A 23,258-nucleotide genomic window follows, 5' to 3' on the forward strand; every position below is an offset into this window, starting at 1 on the left:
GGCTGGGCGGTGAAACTCCCCCGCACCTCGACAGAGAAACCCTCGCACTTCGTGCCACCGGGTTGTCCGTGTCGCCCCCTAGGGTGGACGGATGGGGATCGAGTTCCAGAATGTCGGGAAGACCTACCCGGACGGCACGGTGGCGGTCGCGGACTTCTCGTGCACCATTCCTTCGCACCGCACACTGGCGCTGGTCGGGTCCTCGGGGTCGGGCAAGACGACGCTGATGCGGATGGTCAACCGGATGGTCGACGCGACCGTCGGGGCGGTGCTGATCGACGGACGTGACGTGCGCGAGCTCGACAAGGTGGCGCTGCGCCGATCGATCGGTTACGTCCCACAGGCCGGGGGCCTGCTCCCCCACCGCCGGGTGGTCGACAACGTCGCGACGGTGCCGATCCTCAACGGCGTCGCGAAGAAGACAGCCCGGGCGGCGGCGATGGACCTGCTCGAGGTCGTCGGTCTCGATGCCGGGCTCGCGAGCCGTTACCCCGCCCAGCTCTCCGGCGGCCAGCAGCAGCGCGTCGCCGTCGCACGGGCCCTGGCGTCCGAACCCAACATCCTGCTGATGGACGAGCCGTTCGGCGCGGTCGACCCGATCGTGCGGCGCGACCTCCAGGACCAGCTGCTCCAGCTGCAGGCCGAGCTCGGCAAGACGATCGTGCTGGTCACCCACGACATCGACGAGGCGTTCCGGGTCGGTGACGAGGTCGTGATCCTCAAGACCGGCGGGATCATCGCCCAGGTCGGCACCCCGCAGGACATCGTGGCCGCACCGGCCGACGACTTCGTGCGGGACTTCGTCGGCACCGACCGCGCGGAGCGGACCTTGCGCACCATCCACCTCGACGGCCAGCAGGTCGTCGTCGACGGCGACGACCGGCCGGTGGGTGTCCTCGCCCAATGACCTGGCTCGACCTCAACCGCGACCTCGTCTGGGACCTCCTCGGCCAGCACGTGCGCCTCGCCGTGCCCGCTGTGCTGATCAGCGTCGTGGTCGCGATCGTGCTGGGCCGGATCGCCTGGCGCTGGCCTCGTGTCGGCACCGTCGTCCTCGGCGCGGCCAGCCTGCTCTACTCCGTGCCCGCGCTCCCGTTGCTCATCGTGGTCCCGGTCGTCCTGTCCATCCCGCTGCGCAGCGAGACCAACCTGGTCGTGGCGCTGGCCGTCTACGGCACCGCTCTGCTCGCGGGTACGGCGGCCGACGCCTTCCGTTCCGTCGACAGCCAGGTGCGTGAGGCTGCCGAGGCGATGGGGTACTCCCCGACCGGGATCTTCTGGCGGATCGACCTCCCGCTCGCCCTTCCGGTGCTGGTCTCCGGCATCCGCGTGGTCACCGTCAGCACGGTCAGCCTCGTCACGATCGGCGCGCTGGTCGGCATCTCCAGTCTCGGCAGCCTGCTGACCGACGGCTTCCAGCGCAACATCCGCGAGGAGGTCGCGACCGGCGTCATCGGCACGATGCTGCTGGCCGTCGCGCTGGACCTGCTGATCGTGGCGATCGGCCGGGCGTTGACGCCCTGGCAGCACGGCACGGCGGCGAAGGCGACGAAGTCCAGCGCAGGTGCCGCGGCATGAGTCTCTTCGGCGACGCACTCGCCTGGATCGGCGACGGCGCCCACTGGGGCGGCGCGGGCGGCATCGACACCCGGGTCCTCCAACACCTCTGGGTCACCTTCGCCGCGGTCGGCATCGCCGCCGTCCTGGCCATGCCGCTGGGCATCCTGATCGGCCACACCGGCCGCGGCCGGCTCGTCGTCGTTGCCGTGGCGGGCGCCGTCCGCGCGGTCCCCACACTCGGTCTGCTCACCCTGCTGGGCCTGTGGCTCGGCATCGGGGTCGAGGCGCCACTGCTCGCCCTCGTCGCACTCGGCTTCCCCTCGCTGCTGGCCGGCGCGTACGCCGGCATCGAGTCCGCCGACGACGGAGCCGTCGACGCGGCCCGGGCGATCGGCATGAGCGAGTGGCAGCTGATCACTCGCGTCGAGATCCCGCTCGGCGCCGACGTACTCATCGGCGGCATCCGCGCGGCCACGCTGCAGATCGTCGCCACGGCCACCCTGGCGGCGTACATCTCCGACACCGGCCTGGGCCGCTACCTCTTCGCGGGGCTCAAGACCCGCGACTACCCGCAGATGCTGGCCGGTGCGCTGCTCGTCGCCGCGCTCGCCCTGCTCCTCGATCTCGCGCTCGGAGCCCTCCAGCGCGCCAGCCGGGGCCACACCCGCTCCCACGGCTCCCCGACCCGTAGCCCCGCCGGGGCTGCGCCTTCGAAAGGTTGACCATGACCCGCATCCGCATGGCCCGCAATCTGGTGGCCCTCGCCGCAGCCAGCGCCCTCACGCTCACCGCGTGCGGCGGCTCCGACCCGTTGGCCTCCGACGGCGGCGGCGACAGCGAGACAATCGTCATCGGCTCCCAGGCCTACTACTCCAACGAGATCGTCGCGGAGATCTACGCCCAGGCGCTCGAGGCCGACGACATCAAGGTCGACCGCCAGTTCCAGATCGGCCAGCGCGAGGTCTACCTGCCCGAGATCAAGAACGGCTCGATCGACCTGTTCCCGGAGTACACCGGCCCGCTGCTGCTCGCCCTCGACCCCAAGGCCACCGCGACCAAGCCCGACGAGGTGTACGCCGCCCTCGGTGACGCACTGCCGGACGGCCTGCGCCTGCTCGACGCCTCCCCCGCCACCGACCAGGACTCCTACGTCGTGACGAAGGAGTTCGCCGACAAGTGGGGCGTGGCCACCATCGAGGACCTCAAGAAGGTCACCGACCCGCTGGTCTTCGGCGCTAACTCCGAGGCCGAGAGCCGGCCGAACGGCCCGAAGGGCCTGAAGAAGACGTACGGCGTCGACGTGAAGTTCGCACCGATCGAGGACAGCGGCGGCCCACTGACCGTCAAGGCGCTCAAGGACGGCGACATCCAGATCGGCCTGATCTACACCGCCGACCCGTCGATCAAGAAGAACGACCTGGTCACGCTCACCGACTCCAAGGGCCTGTTCCTGGCGTCCGCGTTCGTCCCGGTCGCGAGCGACGACGTCGACGATGACGCCGCCGCGATCATCAACAAGATCAGCGCTGCCATGTCGCCCGAGGACCTGATCGCCCTCAACGCCCGCAGCGTCGAGGAGAAGCTGCCGGCAGCGACCATCGCCAAGGACTGGCTGAAGGCAGAGAACCTGTCGTGACCCTCGCGGTCACTGGTTCCACGGGAGCGCTCGGGCAGCTCGTTGCCCGGGCGCTCTCGGAGCAGGGCGTCGAGCAACGCCTGCTGGTGCGCGACCTGTCGCGCGCACCCGCGTTGGCCGGTGCGTTCCCCGTCCTCTTCGCGTACGACGACCACGACCTCGCGCGTTCGGCGCTGGCCGGGGTGGACACCCTGTTCATGGTGTCGGGTGCCGAGGCGGTCGACCGGCTCGCGCAGCACCGCGCGTTCGTCGACGCGGCCGTCGACGCCGGTGTGCAGCACATCGTCTACACGTCGTTCTTCGGCGCGGCCCCGGACTGCACCTTCACCCTGGGCCGCGACCACTGGGCGACCGAGGAACACATCAGGGCCAGCGGCCTGGCGTTCACCTTCCTGCGCGACAACTTCTACCTCGAGCTGATGCGCGACCTGGTCGGCGAGGACGGCGTGCTCCGCGGACCGGCCGGCGAGGGTCGGGTGTCCGCCGTGTCGCGGGCCGACATCGCCCGCTCCGCCGTCGCCGCACTGTTGTCCCCTGCCGATCACGCCGGGTCGACGTACGACCTGACGGGGCCGGAGGCCCTCACCTTCACCGAGATCGCGGCGATCCTCTCGGCCCACAGCGACACCCCGGTGACCTTCCACGACGAGACCCTCGAGGAGGCCTACGCCTCGCGGCTGAAGTGGCCGGCCGAGCAGTGGGAGTACGACGCGTGGGTCTCCACCTACACGGCCGTCGCTCGTGGTGAACTTGCCGCGGTGAGCGACGACGTACGCCTGCTCACCGGACGCGACCCCGTCAGCCTGGAGACCCTCCTCGCCGACACTCCCCGCAGCACCGCCTGAAAGCAGGACCCGCCATGACCGCTGTCGCCCTCGTCTTCGCCGGGCTGGCCGCCCTGCTCCACGTCTACATCTGGGTGATGGAGTCCCTCACCTGGACCAGCCCGAAGACCCGGGCGACCTTCGGCACCAGCACCGAGGAGGCCGAGGCGACCAAGGAGCTGGCCTACAACCAGGGCTTCTACAACCTGTTCCTCGCGCTGATCACCGCCGGCGGCATCGGCGCGATCCTCGCCGACAAGGACGACGTCGGCGCGACCCTGGTCTTCTGCGGCGCCGGCTCCATGGTCGCGGCCGGCCTGGTCCTGCTGCTCTCCTCGCCCGACAAGGCGCGGGCCGCGCTGACCCAGCTGACCTTCCCCGCGATCGGCGTCGTCCTGCTCGCGATCTCGCTCGCCTAAGGTCGTCGAGTAGCCGCGAGGAACGAGCGGCGTATCGAGACGCAGCCAGCCAAGTTCGTCGAGTAGCCGCGAGGAACGAGCGGCGTATCGAGACGCAGCCAGCACCGGCTCACCACGCCTCGATACGCGACTCGCTGGCGCTCGCCGCTACTCGACGACCTTGGCGAACCGCACCGGCCGCTACTCGACCACCGCAGGTGTGGGCGGATCTTCTTCGTCTGAGTTGGTGGGTCGCCCGAAGTCCTTCTTCGCGAGGCCCGGCAACGCTTCGTAGTCTCCGCGGATCAGGGCTTCGCGCTTCGCGCGGGACCAACCCTGCACCTGCTTCTCGATCGCGAACGCGTCAGCCACGTTGGCGTACTCGAACGACCAGACCAGCGCGACCGGACGGCGCCCGGCCCGCCTCGTGTACGCCGACCCGAGTCCCTCGTTGTGTTCCCAGAGCCGCTTGGTCAACGAGTGTGTGCTGCCGACGTAGTAGGAGCCATCGGCGCATTGCAGGATGTAGACGAATGCCATTCCGGAACCCTGCGCGACATCGCCAGGGTTGTCGAACGGCTGTCCACAGGCGTCTCGATACGCGGCTCGCTGCGCTCGCCGCTACTCGACGACCTTGGAGGTCAGAGGATCGCGCCGACGGGTTCGGGCTGGAAGCCGGGGAACACCTGGGCCGAGGAGGCGCCCATCCGCTTCACGGCGACCTCGGCGAGCACGCTGCGGTAGTCGGTGGTGACGAGCAGGTCGGCGTTGGCGGTGTTGGTCAGGCCGGGCCAGGTGCCGTGATAGCCGCCCTTGACGCCTGCGCCGAAGAGCATCATCGCGGTGCCGTAGCCGTGGTCCAGGCCGTAGTTGGCGTTCTCCTTGGTACGACGACCGAACTCCGAGAGCGTCACGAGGGTGACCTTCGCGGCCAGTGGTCCCAGGTCGGTGAAGAACGCGGCGATGCCGCGGGCGAGCTCGGTGGTCATCTGTTGCATCTCGCCCCAGCCGAGGGGTCCGAGGTTGGCGTGGTGGTCCCAGGAGCCGTAGTCGACGGCGATCACCTCGGCGCCGACGTCTCCGCGGATGGTGCGCGCGGCGGCGGCCATTGCCTTGCCGAAGTCGCCACCCGGGTAGGCGGCGCCGTTCGCGGGGGTCGTGGCGACCGCCTTGACGGGAGCGAAGTCGCCGACCGCCTGCATGGCGGCCCGCGCGCCGACGCCGAGCGGTCCGGGCGCCCCAGCCCACATCGTCCGCATCGACTTCGGGCGCCGGCGCGCGGTGTCCCATTTGTCCGCCCCGGCCAGCTGCATGTCGGCGATGGTGTCGACGGCGACGCTGGCCTGCGGCCCGGCCAGGGCCACGGGCGGCACCGACTCACCGAAGCTGATTGCCTGCAGCGGGTTGCTGTAGCTGTCGCGCCCGATCAGTCGGTTGAGCCAGCCGACGCGTGCGGCGGACCCGGGGTCGGCGTCCTCGACCGCCTCGATGGCGGCGAAGTGCGAGCGGTTGGGCGCGGGCAGCCCGGTGGCGTGCACGGTCGCCATCTGCCCGGCGTTCCACAGTGGCAACAGCGGCGCGAGGTTCGGGTGCAGGCCGAAGAACCCGTCCTTCACGAGGAGCGTCTCGGACGGGACCGCGATCCGTGGCCGGGCGGCGTAGTAGACGGGGTCGGCGTGCGGGACCACGAGGCTCATCCCGTCGACGGCGCCGCGCATCGAGAGCACGACCAGGACGGCGGGTGCCGACCGCGTGGCGGCGTACGACGTCTCCATGAAGGCCGTGCCGAACGCACTGACCGCGGACAGGGTGGCGCCGACGCCCACTGAGCCGCGCAGCAGCCCGCGCCGCGACATCCGGGTGAACTCCGCGCACCCCACCGCACACTCGGCCGAAGAGGAATCAGAAGCAGTCACGGGCCAACCTCATCTCGTCATGTGGGTCGGTGAATCGAGGAAGACGGTGAGCAGCCGCGGCCAGTCCCAGCGCATGACCCGGTGGGTGGAGGTGATCACGTCCGAGGGACGGCACCCGGTGGCCTCGCAGGCGACCTGCAGCAGCAGGGCCGTCGAACCGGACCCGTGCACACAGCGGGCGACGTGGTCGACGAGCTCGTCGAACCTGATCCGGCTCTGCGGCAGCCAGCTGACGGGGCTGCGGTAGCCGGTGCCGACCTTGGGCCACCAGCCGCCGGCCATCGTGTAGTGGATGTCGAGCGAGGCCAGGAATCGCGACGTCGAGCCCCAGTCGGCGGCGGTGTCGGGCCGTCCGTCGGGGCGCTGCCAGCCGAACGGGGTCAGCCCGATCGCCTGGCTCTGCCACAGGATCGCATTGGCGCCCGAGGAGTCGCTGCTGTTCTTCGGAGCGGCGGTGAACCGCGCCCCCAGCGCCCGCCAGGTCCCGACCACGTCCTCGGACGGCGTGCGGACCTTCCTCCCCCGCGACCCCGCGAACTCGGCCGAGGCGACCAGCGACTTGAGCACCGGCCGGATCGCCGTCCCGTTGGCGAGGTAGACCTGCGCGAGCCGGGTGACCAGCGCGTCCGAGGGCGTGTCGGAGACGAACCGCCGGGCGAGCTTGAGCGCGATCCGCCGCGCGGTCGCGGGATGGTGCGCGAGGTACTTCAGGTACGCCGTCAGCACCACACGTCCGTCGGGGTCGCTGTTGGCGTGCTCGAATCCCATCACCTTCACCGGCCCGGTCCAGTGCTTGGCCGGGTCGTACGAGAACGCCCAGTCGGACCACAGCCCGACGCGGTAACCCGTGAGGATGCGCGCGGAGCTCTTCACGTCGTCCTCGCCGTAGTTGCCGCGGCCCACCGTGTGCAGCTCGAGCAGCTCACGACCGAGGTTCTCGTTGGGCGCGGACTTCGAGGAGTTCGCGTTGTTCAGGTAGACGGCCATCGCCGGGTGGGTGGTCGCGGCGAGGAGCAGGTCCTCGAACCTCCCCAGCGCGTGCGTCCGCACGGTCTTGCCGTACGACGTCCGGAACGGCCCGACCTCACCGGTGGCGGGGACGTGGAGGTGGTGCTCCCAGAACTCCGCCAGCACTTCGCGCACCTGGCGCTGCGACCCGAACCGGCGCACCATCGCCCAGCACTGGTAGTTCGCGTCGGCTCGCCACAGCTCCTCGACGTCGTCCTGGTGTCGCTGCCACACGGTCGCCGGGCTCGCGTTGATCGAGGACCACCAGCGGCCCGTCTGGGCGTACCAGTCGTCGGGGTACCCGTCAGCCAGCTGCCGGTCGAACCACGGCCCGAAGCCGCCGGCTGCCGCGACCTGGTTGCGCAGCGCAGGCGTGTAGCCGCCGGTGAAGCGCCGCAACCCGTGCAGCGTCGCGGCGCGCGGCATCGCCGTGCGGCGGTAGGGACGTGGCGTGTACGTCACCCATCCGTCATCGGCCGGAGGTCGACCCGCCTGAGGTGTTCTGCGCTTCCGCGCGCTGCTTGATCTCCGCCCACGGGCAGCGCTGGCGCAGGGTGGCCCCGCTGGGCGCACCGTCCTGCTGCCTGGCCCACTCCGAGTAGTCCGCGAAGCTGCCGGTGCTCCCCGGAGCCCTGAGGTACGACGCCACGATGGCCACGACGTCGTCGTCGCTCCATCGACGGGTGGTCGACCGGGTCTTGTTGGTCGCCACGCCCGCCCGGGTGCAGGCCTCGTTCCACGAGCCGAACCGGCGGATCAGCAACGCCGGGGAGGCTGCGTCGTGGCTGCGCTGCCAGGCGTCGTACGCACCGGCGGTGAGGGGTTCGCCGAGCTCGCCGGCGGCGGCCGCGAGGTCCGCGGCGAGCCGTGCGTCGCTGTAGTCAGGGGCCCTCATGTGCCCGACCATAGCCCCACGTCGCGGCGGGGCGGGGCGCCGTCGCGGCTCCCGTTTGTCGGTGAGAGACGAAGAACCGACCACATCGTCGGTCTTCGGAGCCGTGATGCAGCGCACCTCCCGCGGCCTACTTTCGACTCGCGCGGGCCGCCGGCCGGTCCGCCCCGAAGGAGCCACGACATGCCTTTTCTCACGCCCGATGCACCGCCGGCCGATCCGGCGGAGTTCCTCACCCGACCGCGGCAGGAGCGGATCCACTTCCTTGCCACCTTCTGGGCCGAGTACGGCTTCGGCACCCCCAAGATGGTGCACACGATCTACATCGTGAAGCTGCTGGTCCTGTCCATCGGCGGCGGCATCGCGCTCGCCACGCTCACCTCCGACGTCGGAGGCATGTTCGACGTCGGGTCCTGGTGGGACGAGCCGGTGATCTACCAGAAGGTCGTGCTCTGGACGTTGTTCCTGGAGCTCTTCGGCATCGGGGGCACCTGGGGCCCGCTCGCGGCCCACTTCAAGCCGATGACGGGCGGCATCGCCTACTGGGCGCGACCGGACACCATCCGGCTCCCCCCGTGGCCGGGCAAGGTGCCGTTCACGGCCGGCGACAACCGGAGCGTGTTCGACGTGCTCCTCTACCTCACCACCCTGGCGAGCTTCCTGGTCGCGGTCGTCGCCGGCAGCTCGACCACGATCGACGGGCTCGGCGGGATCGAGATGGTCGACCCCGTGCTGATGGCCGTCGCCGCCGGCCTCCTCGTCCTCTGCGGCCTGCGCGACAAGACGCTCTTCCTCGCAGCCCGGGGCGAGCAGTACCTGCCGATCCTGCTCATCTCGGCCCTTGCCGGCAGCGTCCTGACCTACACCGACTTCATCATCGCGGCGAAGCTGATCATCGTGATCGTCTGGGTCGGCGCATCGATCTCGAAGATCAACCCCCACTTCGAGAACGTCGTGCCGCCGATGGTCTCGAACGCGCCCTTCACGCCGAAGTTCCTCAAGCGTGCCCACTACCGCTCGATTCCCGACGACCTCAAGCCGTCGCGCCTCGCGTGGTTCATGGCCCACGTCCTCGGCACGACCGCCGAGCTCGCCGTCCCTCTCGTGCTGCTGTTCAGCACCAACTGGACGATCACGCTGCTCGCCGTGGGCTCGATGGTGCTGTTCCACCTCTTCATCACGCAGACGTTCCCGCTCGCCGTCCCGCTGGAGTGGAACATCGTCTTCGCCTACATCGCGATCTTCCTGTTCGCCGGCCACTTCGCCGGTGACGGCTACACCATCGCGGACTTCAGCGAGGGCTGGATGCTGCCGGCGATCGTGGCGGTGCTCGTCTTCTTCCCCGTCCTGGGCAACCTGCGCCCCGACCTGGTCTCCTTCCTCCCCTCAATGCGGCAGTACGCCGGCAACTGGGCGTCGGCCACCTGGGCGTTCAAGCCCGGCGCCGAGGCGAAGCTGAACCAGCTCACGAAGCCGGCGAAGAACCAGATCGACCAGCTCGTCGAGGGCATGGGCTACGACCCCGCCGTGGCGGAGATGACGATGCAGATGACGCTGGCCTGGCGCTCGATGCACAGCCAGGGACGCGGCCTGTTCTCGGTCATGCAGAACTACCTCGGCGACGAGTACGAGAACTACTCACTGCGCGAGGCCGAGTTCTGCTGCAACTCGATCATCGGCTGGAACTTCGGCGACGGCCACCTGCACGACGACCAGCTGATCGAGGCCATCCAGAAGCGCGTGGGCTTCGAGCCCGGCGAGTTCGTGGTGGTCTGGGTCGAGTCCCAGCCGATCCACAAGAAGACCCAGGCCTACTTCGTCATGGACGCGGCGCTCGGCATCGTCGAGCGCGGTACCTGGCTGGTGTCCGACTGCGTCAAGGCGCAGCCCTGGCTCCCCGACGGACCCGTCCCGGTGGACGTGACCTACCGGAACGCTGCCCACCACCCGCAGCTCGCCCAGCCGCCACGGGCGAACGCATGACCACGACGGCCACCGCCGACAGCCTCGCCCGGATCCCGTTCCTCCGGGAGGAGCGGGATCCGGGTGGTCGCTGCCTGAGCGACGGCGAGCGCACCCTCGACAACACGGCCTTCGCTGCCGGCGTACGACGCCTTGCGGGTCGCCTCGCCGAGCTGGGCATCTCCCCCGGCGACAACGTCGCCGTGATGCTGCCGAACTGCGCGGAGATCGTCACCACGATGTTCGCGGCGTGGCACCACGGCTCGGCCCTGACGCCGGTGAACCCGGCGCTGACCGACGACGAGGCCCTCTACCAGCTCGAGGACTCGGCGTCGGCCGTGCTGGTGGGAGACGAGCGGGCGCGAGTGCTCGCGGACCAGCTCGAGATCGCGTGGGTGGACGTCCGTTCGGTCCACGCGGACCCGGGCGGGCCCGAGCCGGGCGGGCCCGAGCCGGACAGCCTGCCGCTCGCGCAACCACACGACTTCGCCCTCGTGATCTACACCAGCGGGACGACGGGGCGCCCCAAGGGGGTGCTGCTCGACCACGCCAACATCGCCGCGATGAGCGCGTCCCTGGTCGAGCACTTCGACCTCACGGCCACCGACACCAGCCTGCTCGTGCTGCCGTTGTTCCACGCCAACGGGCTCATCGCCAGCGTCGTGTCCGTCCTGCGCGCCGGGGGCGACGTCGTCGTGGCGCCACGCTTCTCGCCGTCGACCTTCTGGGACCTCGTCGAGGAGCACCGTCCGACGTACTTCTCGGCCGTGCCCACGATGTACGCCGTCCTCGAGGCCACCACGGAGCGCGCCGTCGACACGTCGTCACTGAGGTTCGTGATCTCTGGCGCGGCGCCGATGCCGGCCGAGCTGATCACCCGCTTCGAGCAGCGCTTCGACGTCGCCGTGGTGGAGGGGTACGGGCTCTCCGAGGGCAGCGTCGCGTCGACGATCAACCCGGTCGCCGGCCCGCGCAAGCCCGGCACGGTGGGCATCGCCCTGCCCGGTCAGGAGGTCGCCGTCGTGTCCTCGACGGGCGAGCACCAGCCGACCGGCCTGCGGGGCGAGGTCGTCATCCGGGGAGCGAACGTGATGCGCGGCTATCTCGGTCGCCCCGAGGAGACCGCCAAGGTGCTCCGCGACGGCTGGCTCCACACCGGTGACGTGGGGACGATCGACGAGGACGGCTACCTGCGCATCGTCGACCGGATCAAGGAGCTGATCATCCGCGGCGGGGAGAACATCTATCCCAAGGAGATCGAGGAGTGCCTCTACGGTCACCCGGCGGTCCTCGAGGCGGCCGTCGTCGGCCAGCCCGACTCCGTGCTCGGCGAGGTTCCCGTCGCGTACGTCGCCGCCAAGCCCGGCCTGGCCGTCACCGAGGACGAGCTGAGGGCCCACTGCGCGGCGTCGCTGGCGCGCTACAAGGTGCCCGAGGCGGTCCACGTGCTCGCGGAGCTGCCGAAGAACTCGGTCGGCAAGCTGGTCAAGGCGCGCCTGCGGGAGCCGGCCAACGACTGACGACCGGGCGCCGGCCTCTTGTGCGCTGGGACCAAATCGGGACTCGCTCGTTCGTCCCTTCAGACAGTGACGCACGTCACCCCACCCATGCCACGATGCGGAGATGTCAGACGTGATGACCGACAGGTTCACGACGAGCGACCTCGTCGAGAAGGTGGCCGCCAACCTGCACCACAAGCTCGGCGACCTGAGCAACGCGATGCGGGACCGGCTCTCCACCCGCATCGTGGAGCTGGAGGGTGAAGGGGCGATCTTCGACCTCCTCTACGCCAGCATCGAGGGCAACGTCGAGAACATCCTGTACTCGCTGCGCCATGACATCGTCGTCGACAACATCGAGCCGCCGTCAGCGGCGTACGAGTACGCCCGCCGGCTCGCGCAGCGAGGCGTGCCCGTCAGCGCCCTGGTCCGCGCCTACCGACTGGGGCAGCAGTTCCTGCTCGAGCAGGCCTTCCAGGAGTTCGAGCTGGTCGACGCCGAGGCGGAGCAGCGCGCCGCCGGGCTCGAGCGCGTCGTCGCGGTCACCTTCGACTACATCGACTGGATCTCCCAGCGCGTCATCACGGTCTACGAGAGCGAGCGCGAGCGCTGGCTGGCCGAGCAGAGCAGCGCCCGCGCCAACCGGGTCGACGACATCCTCGCCGGCTCCGAGACCGACGTCGACGCCGCCGAGGCCGTCATCGGCTACCGGCTCCGCGTCCCTCACCTCGGAGCGGTCCTGTGGGTCCACGAGACCGGCACCCAGCAGGACCAGCTCTCCCGCTTCACCAAGGCCGCCGGCGCGATCGCCGAGCACCTCGACTCCAAGCGGCTCCCCCTCGTGATCCCCCGTGACCGCGCGAGCGCCTGGGCGTGGTTCGCCGTCCGCGACGACGTGGAGCCCGACCTCGACGTGATCCGCTCGCTGCTCGGCGACGCCGGCGGACCGCCCGTGCCCATGGTCGCCCTCGGCCGGCCACGCTCCGGACTCAGCGGCTTCCGCCGTACCCACGAGGAAGCCGTCAAGGCGCAGCAGGTCGCCACCGTCCGCGACGACCCGAACCACCCCGTCACCAGCTTCGGCGAGCCCGGCCTCAAGATCGCCTCCCTCCTGGCCAACGACCTCGAGCTCACCCGCGACTGGATCCACGACACCCTCGGCGAGCTCGCCCGCGACGACGAGCACCACGACCGCCTCCGGCACACCCTGCTGCTGTTCTTCCAGCACGAGAGCAGCTACACCGCCACGGCCGAGGCGATGCTGATGCACAAGAACTCCGTGAAGTACCGCATCGCGTCGGCGGAGAAGGCCCTCGGTCGTTCCATCAGCACCGACCGTCAGGCCATCGAGCTCGCCCTCACGGCGTGTGACTGGCTGGGGCCGGGCGTCCTCATCACCTGAGCGGGTTTGTGCGCGACGACCACATCGGCACCTCCGATTCCGGCGCGGCAGACCATGCCCGCATGGGGCGCCGCGCCCTAGGTTCGTGCCATGGCGGACGTGATCGTGATCGGCAGCGGGCCCAACGGGCTCTCCGCTGCACTGACCCTGGCCCGGGCCGGAGCCGACGTCACCGTGCTCGAGGCGAATGACGAGATCGGGGGCGGCACCCGGACGGTCCAGCCGTTCGGCGACGGGCTGCTCGTCGACCACTGTGCCGCCATCCACCCGATGGCGCACCAGTCCCCCGCCCTGGCCGGGCTCGACGCCCACGGCCTGCGGTGGGCGTGGCCCGAGATCGACGCGGCCCACCCGCTCGACGACGGCCCGGCCGCGCTCCTGCACCGCTCCGTCGAGGAGACCGCAGCCGGTCTCGGGCGCGACGGGCGGCGGTGGAAGCGGCTGTTCGGGGCGCCGTCGCGTGCCTACGACCGCCTCGCGCCCGACATCCTCGGACCGGTGGTCCATGTCCCCCGCCACCCGCTGCTCATGGGTCGCTTCGGTGCACCGACCGTGCTGCCGGCCGCACTGCTCGCGCGTTTCTTCCGCACCGAGCAGGCGCGCGCCCTCTTCCTGGGCACCACTGCGCACTCGATGCGTCCGCTGACCGAGGTCGTCTCGTCGGCGATCGGCGTGGGCATCCTGACCGCCGGTCACCACGACGGCTGGGCCGTCGCGGTGGGCGGCACCCAGTCGATCACCACCGCGATGGCATCCGCCCTGGTCGGCCTCGGCGGGAAGATCGAGACCGGGGTCCGGGTCTCCTCGCTCACCCAGCTGCCGCGCGCCGACGCCGTACTGCTGAACCTCTCCCCCACCGCCGCGCTCGACCTGTACGGCGACCTCCTGCCCGCCGGCACCCGGCGGTCGTACCGCAAGCACACCCATGGCACGGCGGCGTTCAAGGTCGACTTCGCCGTCGAGGGCGGCGTCCCGTGGCGCGACCCGCAGGTCGGCCACGCGGGGACGGTGCACCTCTCCGGAGGCCCCGCCGAGATCATCGCCAACGAGCGGACGGTCGCCGACGGGCGGTTGCCCGAGCGCCCGTTCGTGCTGGTCGGCCAGCAGTACGTCGCGGATCCGTCCCGCTCTCGCGGCGACGTGCACCCGGTCTACAGCTATGCCCACGTGCCGACCGGGTACGACGGCGACGCCACCGAGGCGATCACCGCCCAGATCGAGCGCTTCGCGCCCGGCTTCCGCGAGCGGATCGTGGACCAGCACGTCACCACACCCGCACAGTTCACGGCCAGCAACGCCAACTACGTCTCCGGCGACATCCTCACCGGGGCCAAGACCCCGGGCGCGCTGCTGTTCGGCCCGCGCCCCGGCCGCAACCCGTACCGGACCGGTGTTCGTGGGGTCTACCTGTGCTCAGCGGCCGCACCTCCGGGACCCGGCGCTCACGGCATGGTCGGCTACCGGGCGGCGCAGCTCGCGATCCGCGACCTCCACCTCGGCTGACCCGCGACCGCAGGCGCCCCGACCGGGTCAGCGCGTCAGCGCGTCGAGAGCAGGAAGAACGCGACGGCGACGAAGACGCCCGCCACCACCTGGCAGGTGGTGGCGCCGCGCCTGAGCACGGCGATCCGCTGCGCCCGCTCCTCGCCCTGGATCGCGTCGACGACGAGCGTGTTGACGTGGGACCTGCCCCACGCACCCAACGGGAAGAGGAAGCAGCCGATGGCCAGGCAGGTCAGGGCGTCCAGGATGCTGCTCACTGCTCTGCTCCCGCCTGCTGGTCCCCGAGGGGTTGCTGCCACGCCGTGACGTCGTAGGGGTCGCTCGGACGGTAGACCGCCTCGTAGCGGACCCCCGCCTTGCGGATCTGGCCCTCGAGCCACTCGCTCCAGAGCGCCTGGGTCCGCTCGCTCACGAGCACGGCACGGAGCTCGTCGCGCACGCGGGCGAGGGTCGCAGGTGCGGACGGTCGCACGCGGCTCACGACGCCGACGTTCCATCCCTGGCTGGCCTCCACGGGCCCGTAGGCCTTGCCTGCGCGCGTGCGGAAGACCGCGTCGGCGACGTCCGGGAGCAGGTCGGCGCGGGACACGGCGCCGAGCCGACCGCCGTCCTCGCGGGTGGCGGCGTCGATGCTGATCCGGCGGGCCAGCGCGTCGACGTCGGCGCCGCGGTCGAGTTCCGACCGCACGTCCTGGGCCTCGGCCCGGCTCTCGACGACGATGTTGCTGACGACCCGTCGCTCCGGGGTGCCGAGGTCGGCTCTCCGCTCGTCGAACGCTGCCGCCACCTCGGCGTCACTCACGGTGACCTCGCCGGCGACCGCAGCCAGCAGCTTGCGCAGCTCGAGCTGGCGCCGGACCTCCTCGACGACGGCGTCCTCGGAGGTGTTGACGTTGCCGAGCGAGTCGACGAACTGGTCGCGGTCACCCTCGAAACGGCTCTCGATGAACGCGGTGACGGCCTCGTCGACCTCGGCGTCGCTCACCTCGATCCCGGCCTCCTCGACGGCCCTGTCGAGGACCACGCTGATCGCCATCGACTTCGCGGCCTGGCGGCGGAAGTCGTCGAGCGCCTCGTCGTCAAGCGGCTCCTGGATCCCGTAGAGCGCCCGCAGCGAGTCGTTGCGGGCGTCCAGCTCGTCCACGCTCACGACCTCGTCGCCGACCCGGAAGGCGGTGCCGTCGGGTGCGTCGTCGCTCCACGGGCGCCAGGCCAGCAGGCCTGCAGCGACCACGGCCAGGACGGCGACCACGATGGCGATCTTCTGCTTCATCACACCTTCTCCAGGACCTTGGGTACGAGTGGGGCTGCAGGCACCTCGTCGTCGGAGGCCTCGGGTGCCACGTCGGCCGGTGCCTCCGGCAGCAGCGCCCACACCAGCAGGCGGGAGGTGCCGAGCGCGACCGCGACGGTGAGGGCGAGCAGCAGGCCGAATCCGCGGATCAGGCCGAGGTCGGAGACGACCAGGACGGCATAGCCGGTGGCGGACGCGGCTGCCGCGAGGTCCACGGCGCGGCCGATCCGCGGGTCACCCCGCCGCTGCCCGAGCGCGAGCAGCACGGTGAACTCGCAGGCCACCGCCGCCGTCAGCGAGCCGAGGCCCGCTGTCATCGGGGTCAGCGAGGCGCCGGTGACGGCCATCCCGAGCGCGACCAGTCCCGATGCGGTGGCGGCCGACGCCATCGCGACCAGCGCGACCCGGTGGTCGCGGAGCAGCAGGAGCAGCGCGGCCCCGGCAGCGAAGATCCCGAGCAGGGCCCCGAGCAGGCGCTCGTCGTCCATCGCCTCCTGGGCAGAGACCGCGACCATCGGCAACCCGGCCACCTCGACCTCCACGCCGTCCGGTGCGGTCGCCGCCACGCCGTCGAGGTAGGTGCGCAGCACCTGGAGGCGGTCCACGTCGCGCAGGTCGACGCCGTAGGTCATCACGGCCATCTGCCGGTCCGCGCTGACCACGCTCGAGGCGAGGTAGGCCGGGAGCAGCCGCATCGCCGCGTCCACCTCGGACGGCGCCGGCTCGACGCCGAGGAAGGACAGCACGTCCGCCGGCGACAGGACTGCGCTGAGCTCGTCCCCGTGCTGGGCGATGACGTCGCGCCGGGTCTGGCTCATCCAGGCGAAGGTCGCGGGGTCGAGGACGTCGTCGCCGCGGACGACGAGCGCGACCTCGCCCGACGCGCCGACGACGCGCTCGACCGCACGCGCGTCGTCGTACTCCCCGAGCCCGTCGGCGAGCGCGGTGAAGTCGGACTGCAGGGCGAGCGACGGGAACAACGCCCAGCCGACCGCGGCGGCGAGGACGGGGACGACGAGCAGCGCCCGGCGGTCGCGTCGGCGGACCGAGCGGGCGCGTGCCGACGGCAGTGGTACGACGTCGCCGGCCGCCTCCTGCGGACCCCAGTGGTGCACCGCCAGCGAGGCCAGCACGGTGACGGTCAGCCCGATCGCGAGGCTGACGCCGAGGTCGGCCACTGCGGGCACGGGCGCGATCGCGAGCGCCGCGAAGCCGGCCGCGGAGGCGAGCGCCGCGGCCAGCACCGTACGGCGCCCGGCGCCCCGGTGCAGGTAGGTCATGAAGTCCGAGCCGATGCCGAGCAGCACCGGCAGGAAGGCGACGGCGGTGAGCGCGAGGGGGCGGCCCACCCATCCGGCCACCGACAGGGTGGCTCCGGTGCCGAGCAGGGTCGCCACCAACGGCAACAGGCGGAACCGGCGACGGGTCCAGCTCGTGAGGAGGAACCACGCGCCGACGGCGATCACGGCGATGCCCCCTAGCAGCGGGACCTCGTGCCGGACCTGCTCCCCCAACGCGGCCACGACGGCCGGGATGCCGGTGACCGTCGTGCGCCGGGCGTCGACGTCGCTCTCCCGCACGACGGCGTCGATCGCGGCGACGAGGTCCTCGGTGTCGCTCTGGGACAGCGACGGGTCGGGACGGACGAGGACAGCGACCGCGTCGGGCCGCGGCACGAGGAAGTCCCACTGGGGCCGGGGGTCGCCCTCGTCGTTGAAGATGACCCGGTTGACGAAGGTCTGGTTGTGCAGGGTCGGCAGCCCGCCGGGCATGCCACGGGCGAGCAGGGCGGAGTAGCGCTCGTCGAAGTCGCGCGTCGCCCGGCTGCCGGCCGCGGCGACCTCCCTGGCGGACGCGCCGGCCTCCTTCGCCTCGGCCTCGGCCCTGGCGCGCAGCCCGTCGCGGTAGCCCCCGAGCTCCGCGAGCAGGTCCTGGGCCTGTCCGGCGATCTGGTTGAGCACGGTGCCCGGCCCGTAGACCGCCTTGACGTCGGGCAGCGCCGCCAGCTCACCCTCGAGCTGCAGCAGGGCCGGCAGGTTCTCCTTGAGCAGCAGCCCGCCCGGCTCCGCGGACTCGAGGAGCACGACGACGGGGTCCCCGCCGAACTGCTCGGCCATCTCCGCGGTCGCCCGTACGACGCGGTCGTCGCGCGGCACGAACTCGTCGACGCCGGTCTCGACCTCCACCCGCGTGATCCCGACGCCCATCAGGGCGAGCAGCGCCAGCACGCCGAGTGCCGCGGCCACCCCGGGCAGGTGGCGTGGCGTCGGTGTCCTCCGGACGTCGGGAGTGCGCATCACGGCATCGGGTCCTCGACGATGCGCGGGTACTCACCGGTGAACTCGGCCGGGTCGTTGTGGGTGCCGGGCGACGGGTACGGGTTGTACATCGTCGTCGGGCTGGCGCCGACCGGGAGGTTGAGCGAGCTGAGGCCGAGGATCGGCTTGACCCGGGCGATCGGCCCGTTCTTGTCCGACGACCCGACGAATCCGGTGAAGTTGGTCCAGTAGGACACCAGGTCGCGCCCGTAGGGCTTGAGGTAGGCGAGCATCGGGTTGAGGTCGGCGAGGTTGACCTGCAGGGTCGCGAACAGCGGGCTCACGGCCTCCTGCAGGGGACTCAGCCGGCTCAGCGTGGCCGGCGCCCGGTCCAGGGTGGTGTCCAGCGAGGGCAGCATGCGGCGCAGGTCCTCGGTCGTCGCAGGCAGCTCGAGCAGGGCAGCGCTGAGGTCCGGGGACGCCTTGCGCAGGTTGCGCGTCACCGTGCCCAGGGGCGTGGTCAGGGTGGCCAGGCTGCCGCTCGCCCGCTCCGTGGTGACCAGCAACGACGGGAGCAACCGCATGATCGCCCTGACGTCCTCCTCGTGCCCGGCCGTCACGGCCGTGAGGGTCTGCGCGTCGCGGGTGAGGTCGACGATCCGGCCCTGCTGGGTGTCGAGCGCGTCCAGCACCGTGGTTGAGGACTGCACCAGGGCCCGCAGGTCGTCGGACTGCTCCGCGAGCGCCTCGAGCGCTCCGGCGTTCTCTCCGAGGTCACCCAGGCCCGTGAGCACGGCGTCGACGTCCTCGCGGGTCTCCGCGGTCGCCGTACCACCCGAGCGGATCAGGCCCGACAGGTCCTTGCGGGTGGTCGCGTCGAGGCTGGTGAGCACGTCGTTGAGCTGCACGCTGCCGCGTGCGGCGGTCGTCGGCAGGGTCGCGCCGTCGTCGTACGCCGGGCCGTCTCCGTCAACGATCTCGAGGTAGGTCTCCTCGATCATCGTCTTGTTGCGGACGGTGATGACGGCACCCTCGTGGAGCGGGACGGCCTGCTCGTCGAGGTCGAGCGTGACCATCGCCTTGTCGCCCTCCACCTCGATCCGTTCGACCGCACCGACCTCGACGCCGGCGATGCGGACGTCGGACTGGAAGACGAGGTTGTCGACGTCGTCGTACGGCACGGTGACCTGGTAGCCGGCCTTCGACAGCAGCGGCAGCTTGCCGCCCGCCTGGAGCCACAGGAAGCTGACGATCGTCGCGCAGGCAACGACGAAGGCGACCAGGGTGAGGCCGCGCAGCTTCGGGACGGCCTGGTGGGGAATGCGCATCAGCCGAGTCCTCCGACCGTTTCGGGCGAGAGCTGGAAGAGCCCTCGCAGGATCCCGCGATTGGCGTCGCGGAGGCTGACGACCGAGTTCGTGTTGTAGACGAACGCGGCGACGTCGTCGAGCCGGGGCACGAGCATCTGGGTGAGCGGCCGGGCGTCCGCGCTCAGCGGCCGCAGGTCGCCGACGATCGTGCGCAGGTCGGGCGCGGCGGCGCGCAGGTCGCTGACCACCGGGCCTGCCTTCTCCAGCACCGGCTCGGCCTCGCGGATGAAGTCGTCCAGCTCGTCGACACTGCCGTTGAAGCTCTTGAGCGCCCCGGGGAGCTCGTCGCTGGCCGCGCGGACGTCGGCCAGCGTCGGGTCGAGCTGGTTGGCCAGCTGTACGACGCTGCTCGACGTCGACCGCAGCTCGCGCGAGAGCTCGGGCAGCTGGGCCAGGGTGGCGTCGAGGTTGTCCCGCTCCCCCGACAGCGTGCCCAGCGTGACGTTCAGCGACGTCGCCATCCGTTCCAGACGTACGTCATTCCTGCCCGCCGCCTCCGAGACGTCGGCGAGCGCGTTGACCAGCCGGGCCAGGCTCTTGCGCCGGGTCGCCAGCCGGTCCATTACCGGCTGGAGCTGTTCGAGCAGCTCGTTGGTCCGGTCGAGGCCCGCCGGCAGCTGCTTCGGTGCGTTGACCAGCGCGACGTCCGACTCGGCGAACAGCGAGCTCATCGCGGCCTGGGTGTTGGAGTCCAGGTGCGCGAGGACGTCGTCGACCTGGACGGGCGAGACCGTGCGGTCGGCCGTGATCGTGTCGCCGTCCTCCATCGCCTTCGCGTCGGGGGTGCCGGGGCTGATCTCGACGTACATGTCGTTGAGGGGGCTCTTGGGCCGCAGCAGCACCTGCGCGTCGTCGTGCACCACCTGGCCGTTGTCGATCCGCAGCTCGAGGCGCGCCATGCCGTCCTCGGTGATCCCCGCTGAGCGGATGTCGCCCACCTGGACGCCCGCGATCCGGACCTCCTGGCCGTTGCCGGGGCTGACAGCGGCCGCCTCGTCGAGCTCGACGTAGAGCGTGTAGCGGTCCTCCCACGGCGGGTTGAACCGCTGGTTGGCGAGGAAGTAGCCGCCCACCGCGGCGCCGAGCGCGACCAGGACCGCGTACGCGACCAGGTTGCGGGCCAGGCCGGGCTCGCTGCGGGCCCGCTCGAAGAACTTGGTCAGGGAGCGCCTCATCACCGGTCTCCGTCCACGATGCTGTTGAGCAGCTGCTCGAGGCTGATCGGCAGCCCGGCCAGCGACCCGGGACCGGTGCCGGGCATGAACGAGATCATCGAGCCGTTCTGGTCGGTCATGTTGGCCTGGGTGAGGTTGGCGAACATGTAGCCCGTCTCCTTGTAGAGCGGCCGATCGGCGCCGCCGCCGGCGTACTCACCGGTGCCGTGCCACGGCGAGGTGAGCTGGTCCAGGACCGGGCCGTTGATGCGGTCGAGCACCGGTCCCTCCAGGTTGTCGATGGTGGCGTCGAGGTCGCGGCTGATCGGGATCAGTGCGGTGACCAGCGGGCGGGCGTCGCGGAGCACCCCGCGCAGGTCGCGGACGACGGGCCGGGCCCGGGCGAGGACCGGGTCGGCGTGGTCGAGCAGCCGGGCCAGCTCCTGGACCGACGGCCGCGCCGGGTCCGCGGTGTCCTCCAGCGAGGTGAGGACGCCGTCGAGGCTGTCCAGCAGGGTCGCGGTCTCGTCGAGGCTCGACGGCATGGTGCGGGCCGCCTCGGCGATGTCGTTGCGCCGGGACTCGAGCACCTTCGCGGTGGTCGCGAGGTCCTCGACGGTCTCCCCGAGGCGGGCGTTCTCCGAGGACAGGACGGTCGAGGCGTTCTCGCCCCCGTCGACGAGGGCGGACAGGTCGCTCTCGGGCGACGTGCCCTGCAGCGCCCGCAGCACCTCGTCGACCGAGCGGAGCGTGCCGGGCGCGGACTCCATCAGGTCGCGCAGTGCTCGGGTGCCGTCGGCCTCGAGCGTCGCGTCGAGCGCCTTGGTGCTGCTGCGCACGCCCTGGCGGGCGTCGGAGGCGAAGGCACTGGCGACGCCGTCGAGCTCGACCGGCAGCTCGGTCCGCTCCACCGGGATCGTCCCGGTGAACTCGCCCCGCCGGCCGCCGGGGACGATCTCGACGTAGTAGTTGCCGCCGAGCAGCGTGGTCGGGCGCACCCGCGCCGACGGCGCCGTCCCCATCGCCTTGCGCGCGTCCTCGTCGACCTTCACCTCGACGGTGGTCATCCCGTCCTCGTCCTCGACGGAGCGGACCACGCCGATCTCGATGCCCGACATCTTCACGTCGGACACCGAGCTGCGCAGCCGGTGCGCCTCGGTGAACTGGATCTGGACGCTGTCACCGGGGCGCAGCATCGCTGCCAGCTGGGCCTTCTGGAACAGCAGCGCACCGGACACGGCCGCCACCGCGACGAAGATCCTGCCCAGCTGCAGGGTCGTCAGGCGGGGCCGGCGCGGTCCGCGCTTCGCGGGGCTCCGTCGTCTCGAGGTCGTCGACATCGTCCTCACCAGGTCTCTCCGGGAGCGGGGTACGGGTCACGGGTCGCCGAGCCGGGTACGCCGACCGACTCCGCGCCGGGCAGCAGCAGGATCCGCAGCCAGTGGCCGGCGCTGTCACCGCTCGCGAGGGCGCCGGCGGCGTTCGTGTGGAAGTAGGCGATGTCCTCCGCGTAGTCGCCGACCACGCTCGCGACCGGAGCGCCGTTGCTCGCCGTCCTGAGCAGCTGGTGGGCGAGCGGGCGGGCGTCGGAGACCAACCGGTCCAGGGCGACGACACCCGTCGCGGCGTCCTCGTTGACGTCGGGGACCTTGCCCAGCGGCGGGACCGCCTCACGGAGGAAAGCCCTGAGGTCCGGCGTCGAGCGACCCAGTGCGGTGGCGCCGGGCCGGACCTGGCGCATCGCGACCGCCAGGTCGGCGAGCGGGGTGTCGAGCCCGGACAGCGCCGAGTGCGCGGCGTCGAGGGTGTCGGGCGCCTGGTCGAGGGAGGCCCGGACCTGGTTGCCGTCGTCGGCAGCGAAGGCGTCGGCGGTCACCGCCATCTCGTCGATGAGGGCGGCGAGCTCCTCGTCGCGGGTCGCCATCCGGCCGCTGAGGCGGTCCGCCGAGATGAGCAGGTCCTCCAGCGGTGCTCCCTTGCCTGCTGCCAGCGCCCTGGAGACCTCGCCGGTCGAGGCGAGGATCTCCGGCGCGCTGCGGGTGAAGGAGTGCAGATCCTCGCCGTGTCCGATCATCCCGCCGCCGAGGTTCTGCAGCGCGGTGGCCGCCTCGGCACGGGTCTTCTCGTCGAAGGTGTCGAGCAGCTCGTTGACGTCCTCGGCCTTGACGGTCTGCTCGGCCGGGATGGTCGCGTCCGACCGGAGCGCGCCCGTCGACGGGTCACCGGGGTCGAGGGTCACGAACTTCTGGCCCAGCCCGGACCGGTCCGAGATCCGCGCCGCCTGCGCGTTCTCGTAGAGCTTGGTGTCCGGGTCGTCGAGCTTCAGCACGGCGACGGCGTGGCCGTCCTCGAGCCGCAGGTCCTCGACGTAGCCGACCCGGTTGCCCGCGATCCGTACGTCGTCGCCGGTGTTGAGACCACTGAGGTCCTCGAACGCGACCCGGACCTCGCGACGCTCGGCGAGCGGCATGCCGTGCGTGGAGTTGAGGCCGAAGACCACGGCGCCACCGAACAGCACGAGCACCGCCGTACCGATGCCCAGCGGGCTGCGCAGCCAGGAGAACAGGGCGTTGTCGGTCATG

Annotated in this window: 21 protein-coding genes; 10 read left to right on the plus strand and 11 right to left on the minus strand. The window is 71.3% G+C overall.

The annotated features are described in order from the left end of the window. The first annotated feature begins 91 nt into the window (after positions 1–91). Genes ASD84_RS02715 through ASD84_RS02740 form a run of 6 tightly spaced genes read left to right on the plus strand, consistent with a single transcriptional unit; the run spans position 92 to position 4,439 of the window. Positions 92–907, plus strand: a complete 816-nt coding sequence (locus ASD84_RS02715; protein WP_056706422.1) for an ABC transporter ATP-binding protein — start codon at positions 92–94, stop codon at positions 905–907. Further along, positions 904–1,578, plus strand: a complete 675-nt coding sequence (locus ASD84_RS02720) for an ABC transporter permease (protein WP_056706424.1) — start codon at positions 904–906, stop codon at positions 1,576–1,578. Before ASD84_RS02715 ends, ASD84_RS02720 begins: the two co-directional genes overlap by 4 nt. After that, on the plus strand, positions 1,575–2,282 hold the full coding sequence (locus ASD84_RS02725) for an ABC transporter permease (protein WP_056706426.1): 708 nt from the start codon (positions 1,575–1,577) through the stop codon (positions 2,280–2,282). Before ASD84_RS02720 ends, ASD84_RS02725 begins: the two co-directional genes overlap by 4 nt. 2 nt (positions 2,283–2,284) lie before the next feature. After that, complete coding sequence (locus ASD84_RS02730) at positions 2,285–3,196, plus strand: ABC transporter substrate-binding protein (protein ID WP_082573117.1); 912 nt, start codon at positions 2,285–2,287, stop codon at positions 3,194–3,196. Beyond that, positions 3,193–4,041: an SDR family oxidoreductase gene (locus tag ASD84_RS02735; RefSeq protein ID WP_200954386.1), complete on the plus strand. Its 849-nt coding sequence runs from the start codon at positions 3,193–3,195 to the stop codon at positions 4,039–4,041. Before ASD84_RS02730 ends, ASD84_RS02735 begins: the two co-directional genes overlap by 4 nt. Positions 4,042–4,055: 14 nt before the next feature. Continuing rightward, positions 4,056–4,439, plus strand: coding sequence for a DUF1304 domain-containing protein (locus tag ASD84_RS02740; protein ID WP_056706430.1), 384 nt, complete (start codon positions 4,056–4,058; stop codon positions 4,437–4,439). A 180-nt stretch (positions 4,440–4,619) separates the two neighbouring features. On the opposite strand, the gene ASD84_RS02745 is transcribed toward ASD84_RS02740, so the two are convergent. The 4 genes from ASD84_RS02745 to ASD84_RS02760 all read right to left on the minus strand — a co-directional run bounded on the left by ASD84_RS02745 (position 4,620) and on the right by ASD84_RS02760 (position 8,237). Further along, a complete protein-coding gene (locus ASD84_RS02745; RefSeq protein ID WP_056706432.1) occupies positions 4,620–4,958 on the minus strand; it encodes a GIY-YIG nuclease family protein in 339 nt (112 codons plus the stop codon). A 101-nt stretch (positions 4,959–5,059) separates the two neighbouring features. After that, positions 5,060–6,334, minus strand: a complete 1,275-nt coding sequence (locus ASD84_RS02750) for a DUF1501 domain-containing protein (RefSeq protein ID WP_156391544.1) — start codon at positions 6,332–6,334, stop codon at positions 5,060–5,062. 9 nt (positions 6,335–6,343) lie between these two features. Next, positions 6,344–7,804 (minus strand): DUF1800 domain-containing protein, encoded by a 1,461-nt coding sequence (locus ASD84_RS02755; protein WP_056706436.1) that lies wholly within the window; start codon positions 7,802–7,804, stop codon positions 6,344–6,346. Between the two features lie 7 nt (positions 7,805–7,811). Continuing rightward, positions 7,812–8,237: a homing endonuclease associated repeat-containing protein gene (locus ASD84_RS02760; RefSeq protein ID WP_056706438.1), complete on the minus strand. Its 426-nt coding sequence runs from the start codon at positions 8,235–8,237 to the stop codon at positions 7,812–7,814. Between the two features lie 180 nt (positions 8,238–8,417). On the opposite strand from ASD84_RS02760, the gene ASD84_RS02765 reads away from it, so the two are divergent. The 4 genes from ASD84_RS02765 to ASD84_RS02780 all read left to right on the plus strand — a co-directional run bounded on the left by ASD84_RS02765 (position 8,418) and on the right by ASD84_RS02780 (position 14,600). Continuing rightward, on the plus strand, positions 8,418–10,217 hold the full coding sequence (locus ASD84_RS02765; RefSeq protein ID WP_056706440.1) for a DUF3556 domain-containing protein: 1,800 nt from the start codon (positions 8,418–8,420) through the stop codon (positions 10,215–10,217). Beyond that, on the plus strand, positions 10,214–11,716 hold the full coding sequence (locus ASD84_RS02770; protein WP_056706443.1) for a class I adenylate-forming enzyme family protein: 1,503 nt from the start codon (positions 10,214–10,216) through the stop codon (positions 11,714–11,716). The genes ASD84_RS02765 and ASD84_RS02770 overlap by 4 nt, the downstream gene beginning before the upstream one ends. 103 nt (positions 11,717–11,819) lie before the next feature. Further along, the gene (locus ASD84_RS02775; RefSeq protein ID WP_056706444.1) at positions 11,820–13,097 is read left to right on the plus strand and encodes a PucR family transcriptional regulator; all 1,278 of its coding nucleotides are present in this window, start codon (positions 11,820–11,822) and stop codon (positions 13,095–13,097) included. A gap of 90 nt (positions 13,098–13,187) precedes the next feature. Then, the gene (locus ASD84_RS02780) at positions 13,188–14,600 is read left to right on the plus strand and encodes a phytoene desaturase family protein (protein WP_056706446.1); all 1,413 of its coding nucleotides are present in this window, start codon (positions 13,188–13,190) and stop codon (positions 14,598–14,600) included. 35 nt (positions 14,601–14,635) lie between these two features. On the opposite strand, the gene ASD84_RS02785 is transcribed toward ASD84_RS02780, so the two are convergent. The 7 genes from ASD84_RS02785 to ASD84_RS02815 are packed head-to-tail and all read right to left on the minus strand — an operon-like array spanning position 14,636 to position 23,257. Further along, positions 14,636–14,857, minus strand: coding sequence for a hypothetical protein (locus ASD84_RS02785; protein ID WP_056706448.1), 222 nt, complete (start codon positions 14,855–14,857; stop codon positions 14,636–14,638). Next, on the minus strand, positions 14,854–15,873 hold the full coding sequence (locus tag ASD84_RS02790) for a peptidyl-prolyl cis-trans isomerase (protein ID WP_056706450.1): 1,020 nt from the start codon (positions 15,871–15,873) through the stop codon (positions 14,854–14,856). The genes ASD84_RS02785 and ASD84_RS02790 overlap by 4 nt, the downstream gene beginning before the upstream one ends. Beyond that, entirely contained in the window at positions 15,873–18,191 is a 2,319-nt protein-coding gene (locus ASD84_RS02795; RefSeq protein ID WP_156391545.1) for an RND transporter, read from the minus strand. The genes ASD84_RS02790 and ASD84_RS02795 overlap by 1 nt, the downstream gene beginning before the upstream one ends. Continuing rightward, positions 18,191–19,480, minus strand: a complete 1,290-nt coding sequence (locus ASD84_RS02800) for an MlaD family protein (protein WP_056706454.1) — start codon at positions 19,478–19,480, stop codon at positions 18,191–18,193. The genes ASD84_RS02795 and ASD84_RS02800 overlap by 1 nt, the downstream gene beginning before the upstream one ends. Continuing rightward, complete coding sequence (locus ASD84_RS02805) at positions 19,480–20,697, minus strand: MlaD family protein (protein WP_056706456.1); 1,218 nt, start codon at positions 20,695–20,697, stop codon at positions 19,480–19,482. The genes ASD84_RS02800 and ASD84_RS02805 overlap by 1 nt, the downstream gene beginning before the upstream one ends. Next, entirely contained in the window at positions 20,697–22,016 is a 1,320-nt protein-coding gene (locus tag ASD84_RS02810; RefSeq protein ID WP_056706458.1) for an MlaD family protein, read from the minus strand. Before ASD84_RS02810 ends, ASD84_RS02805 begins: the two co-directional genes overlap by 1 nt. A gap of 5 nt (positions 22,017–22,021) precedes the next feature. Then, positions 22,022–23,257 carry an MlaD family protein gene (locus ASD84_RS02815; RefSeq protein WP_056706460.1) on the minus strand — a complete coding sequence of 412 codons (1,236 nt, stop codon included), beginning with the start codon at positions 23,255–23,257 and terminating at the stop codon, positions 22,022–22,024. Position 23,258 lies beyond the last annotated feature (1 nt).

This window comes from Nocardioides sp. Root682, from assembly GCF_001427795.1.
Taxonomy (GTDB): Bacteria; Actinomycetota; Actinomycetes; order Propionibacteriales; family Nocardioidaceae; genus Nocardioides.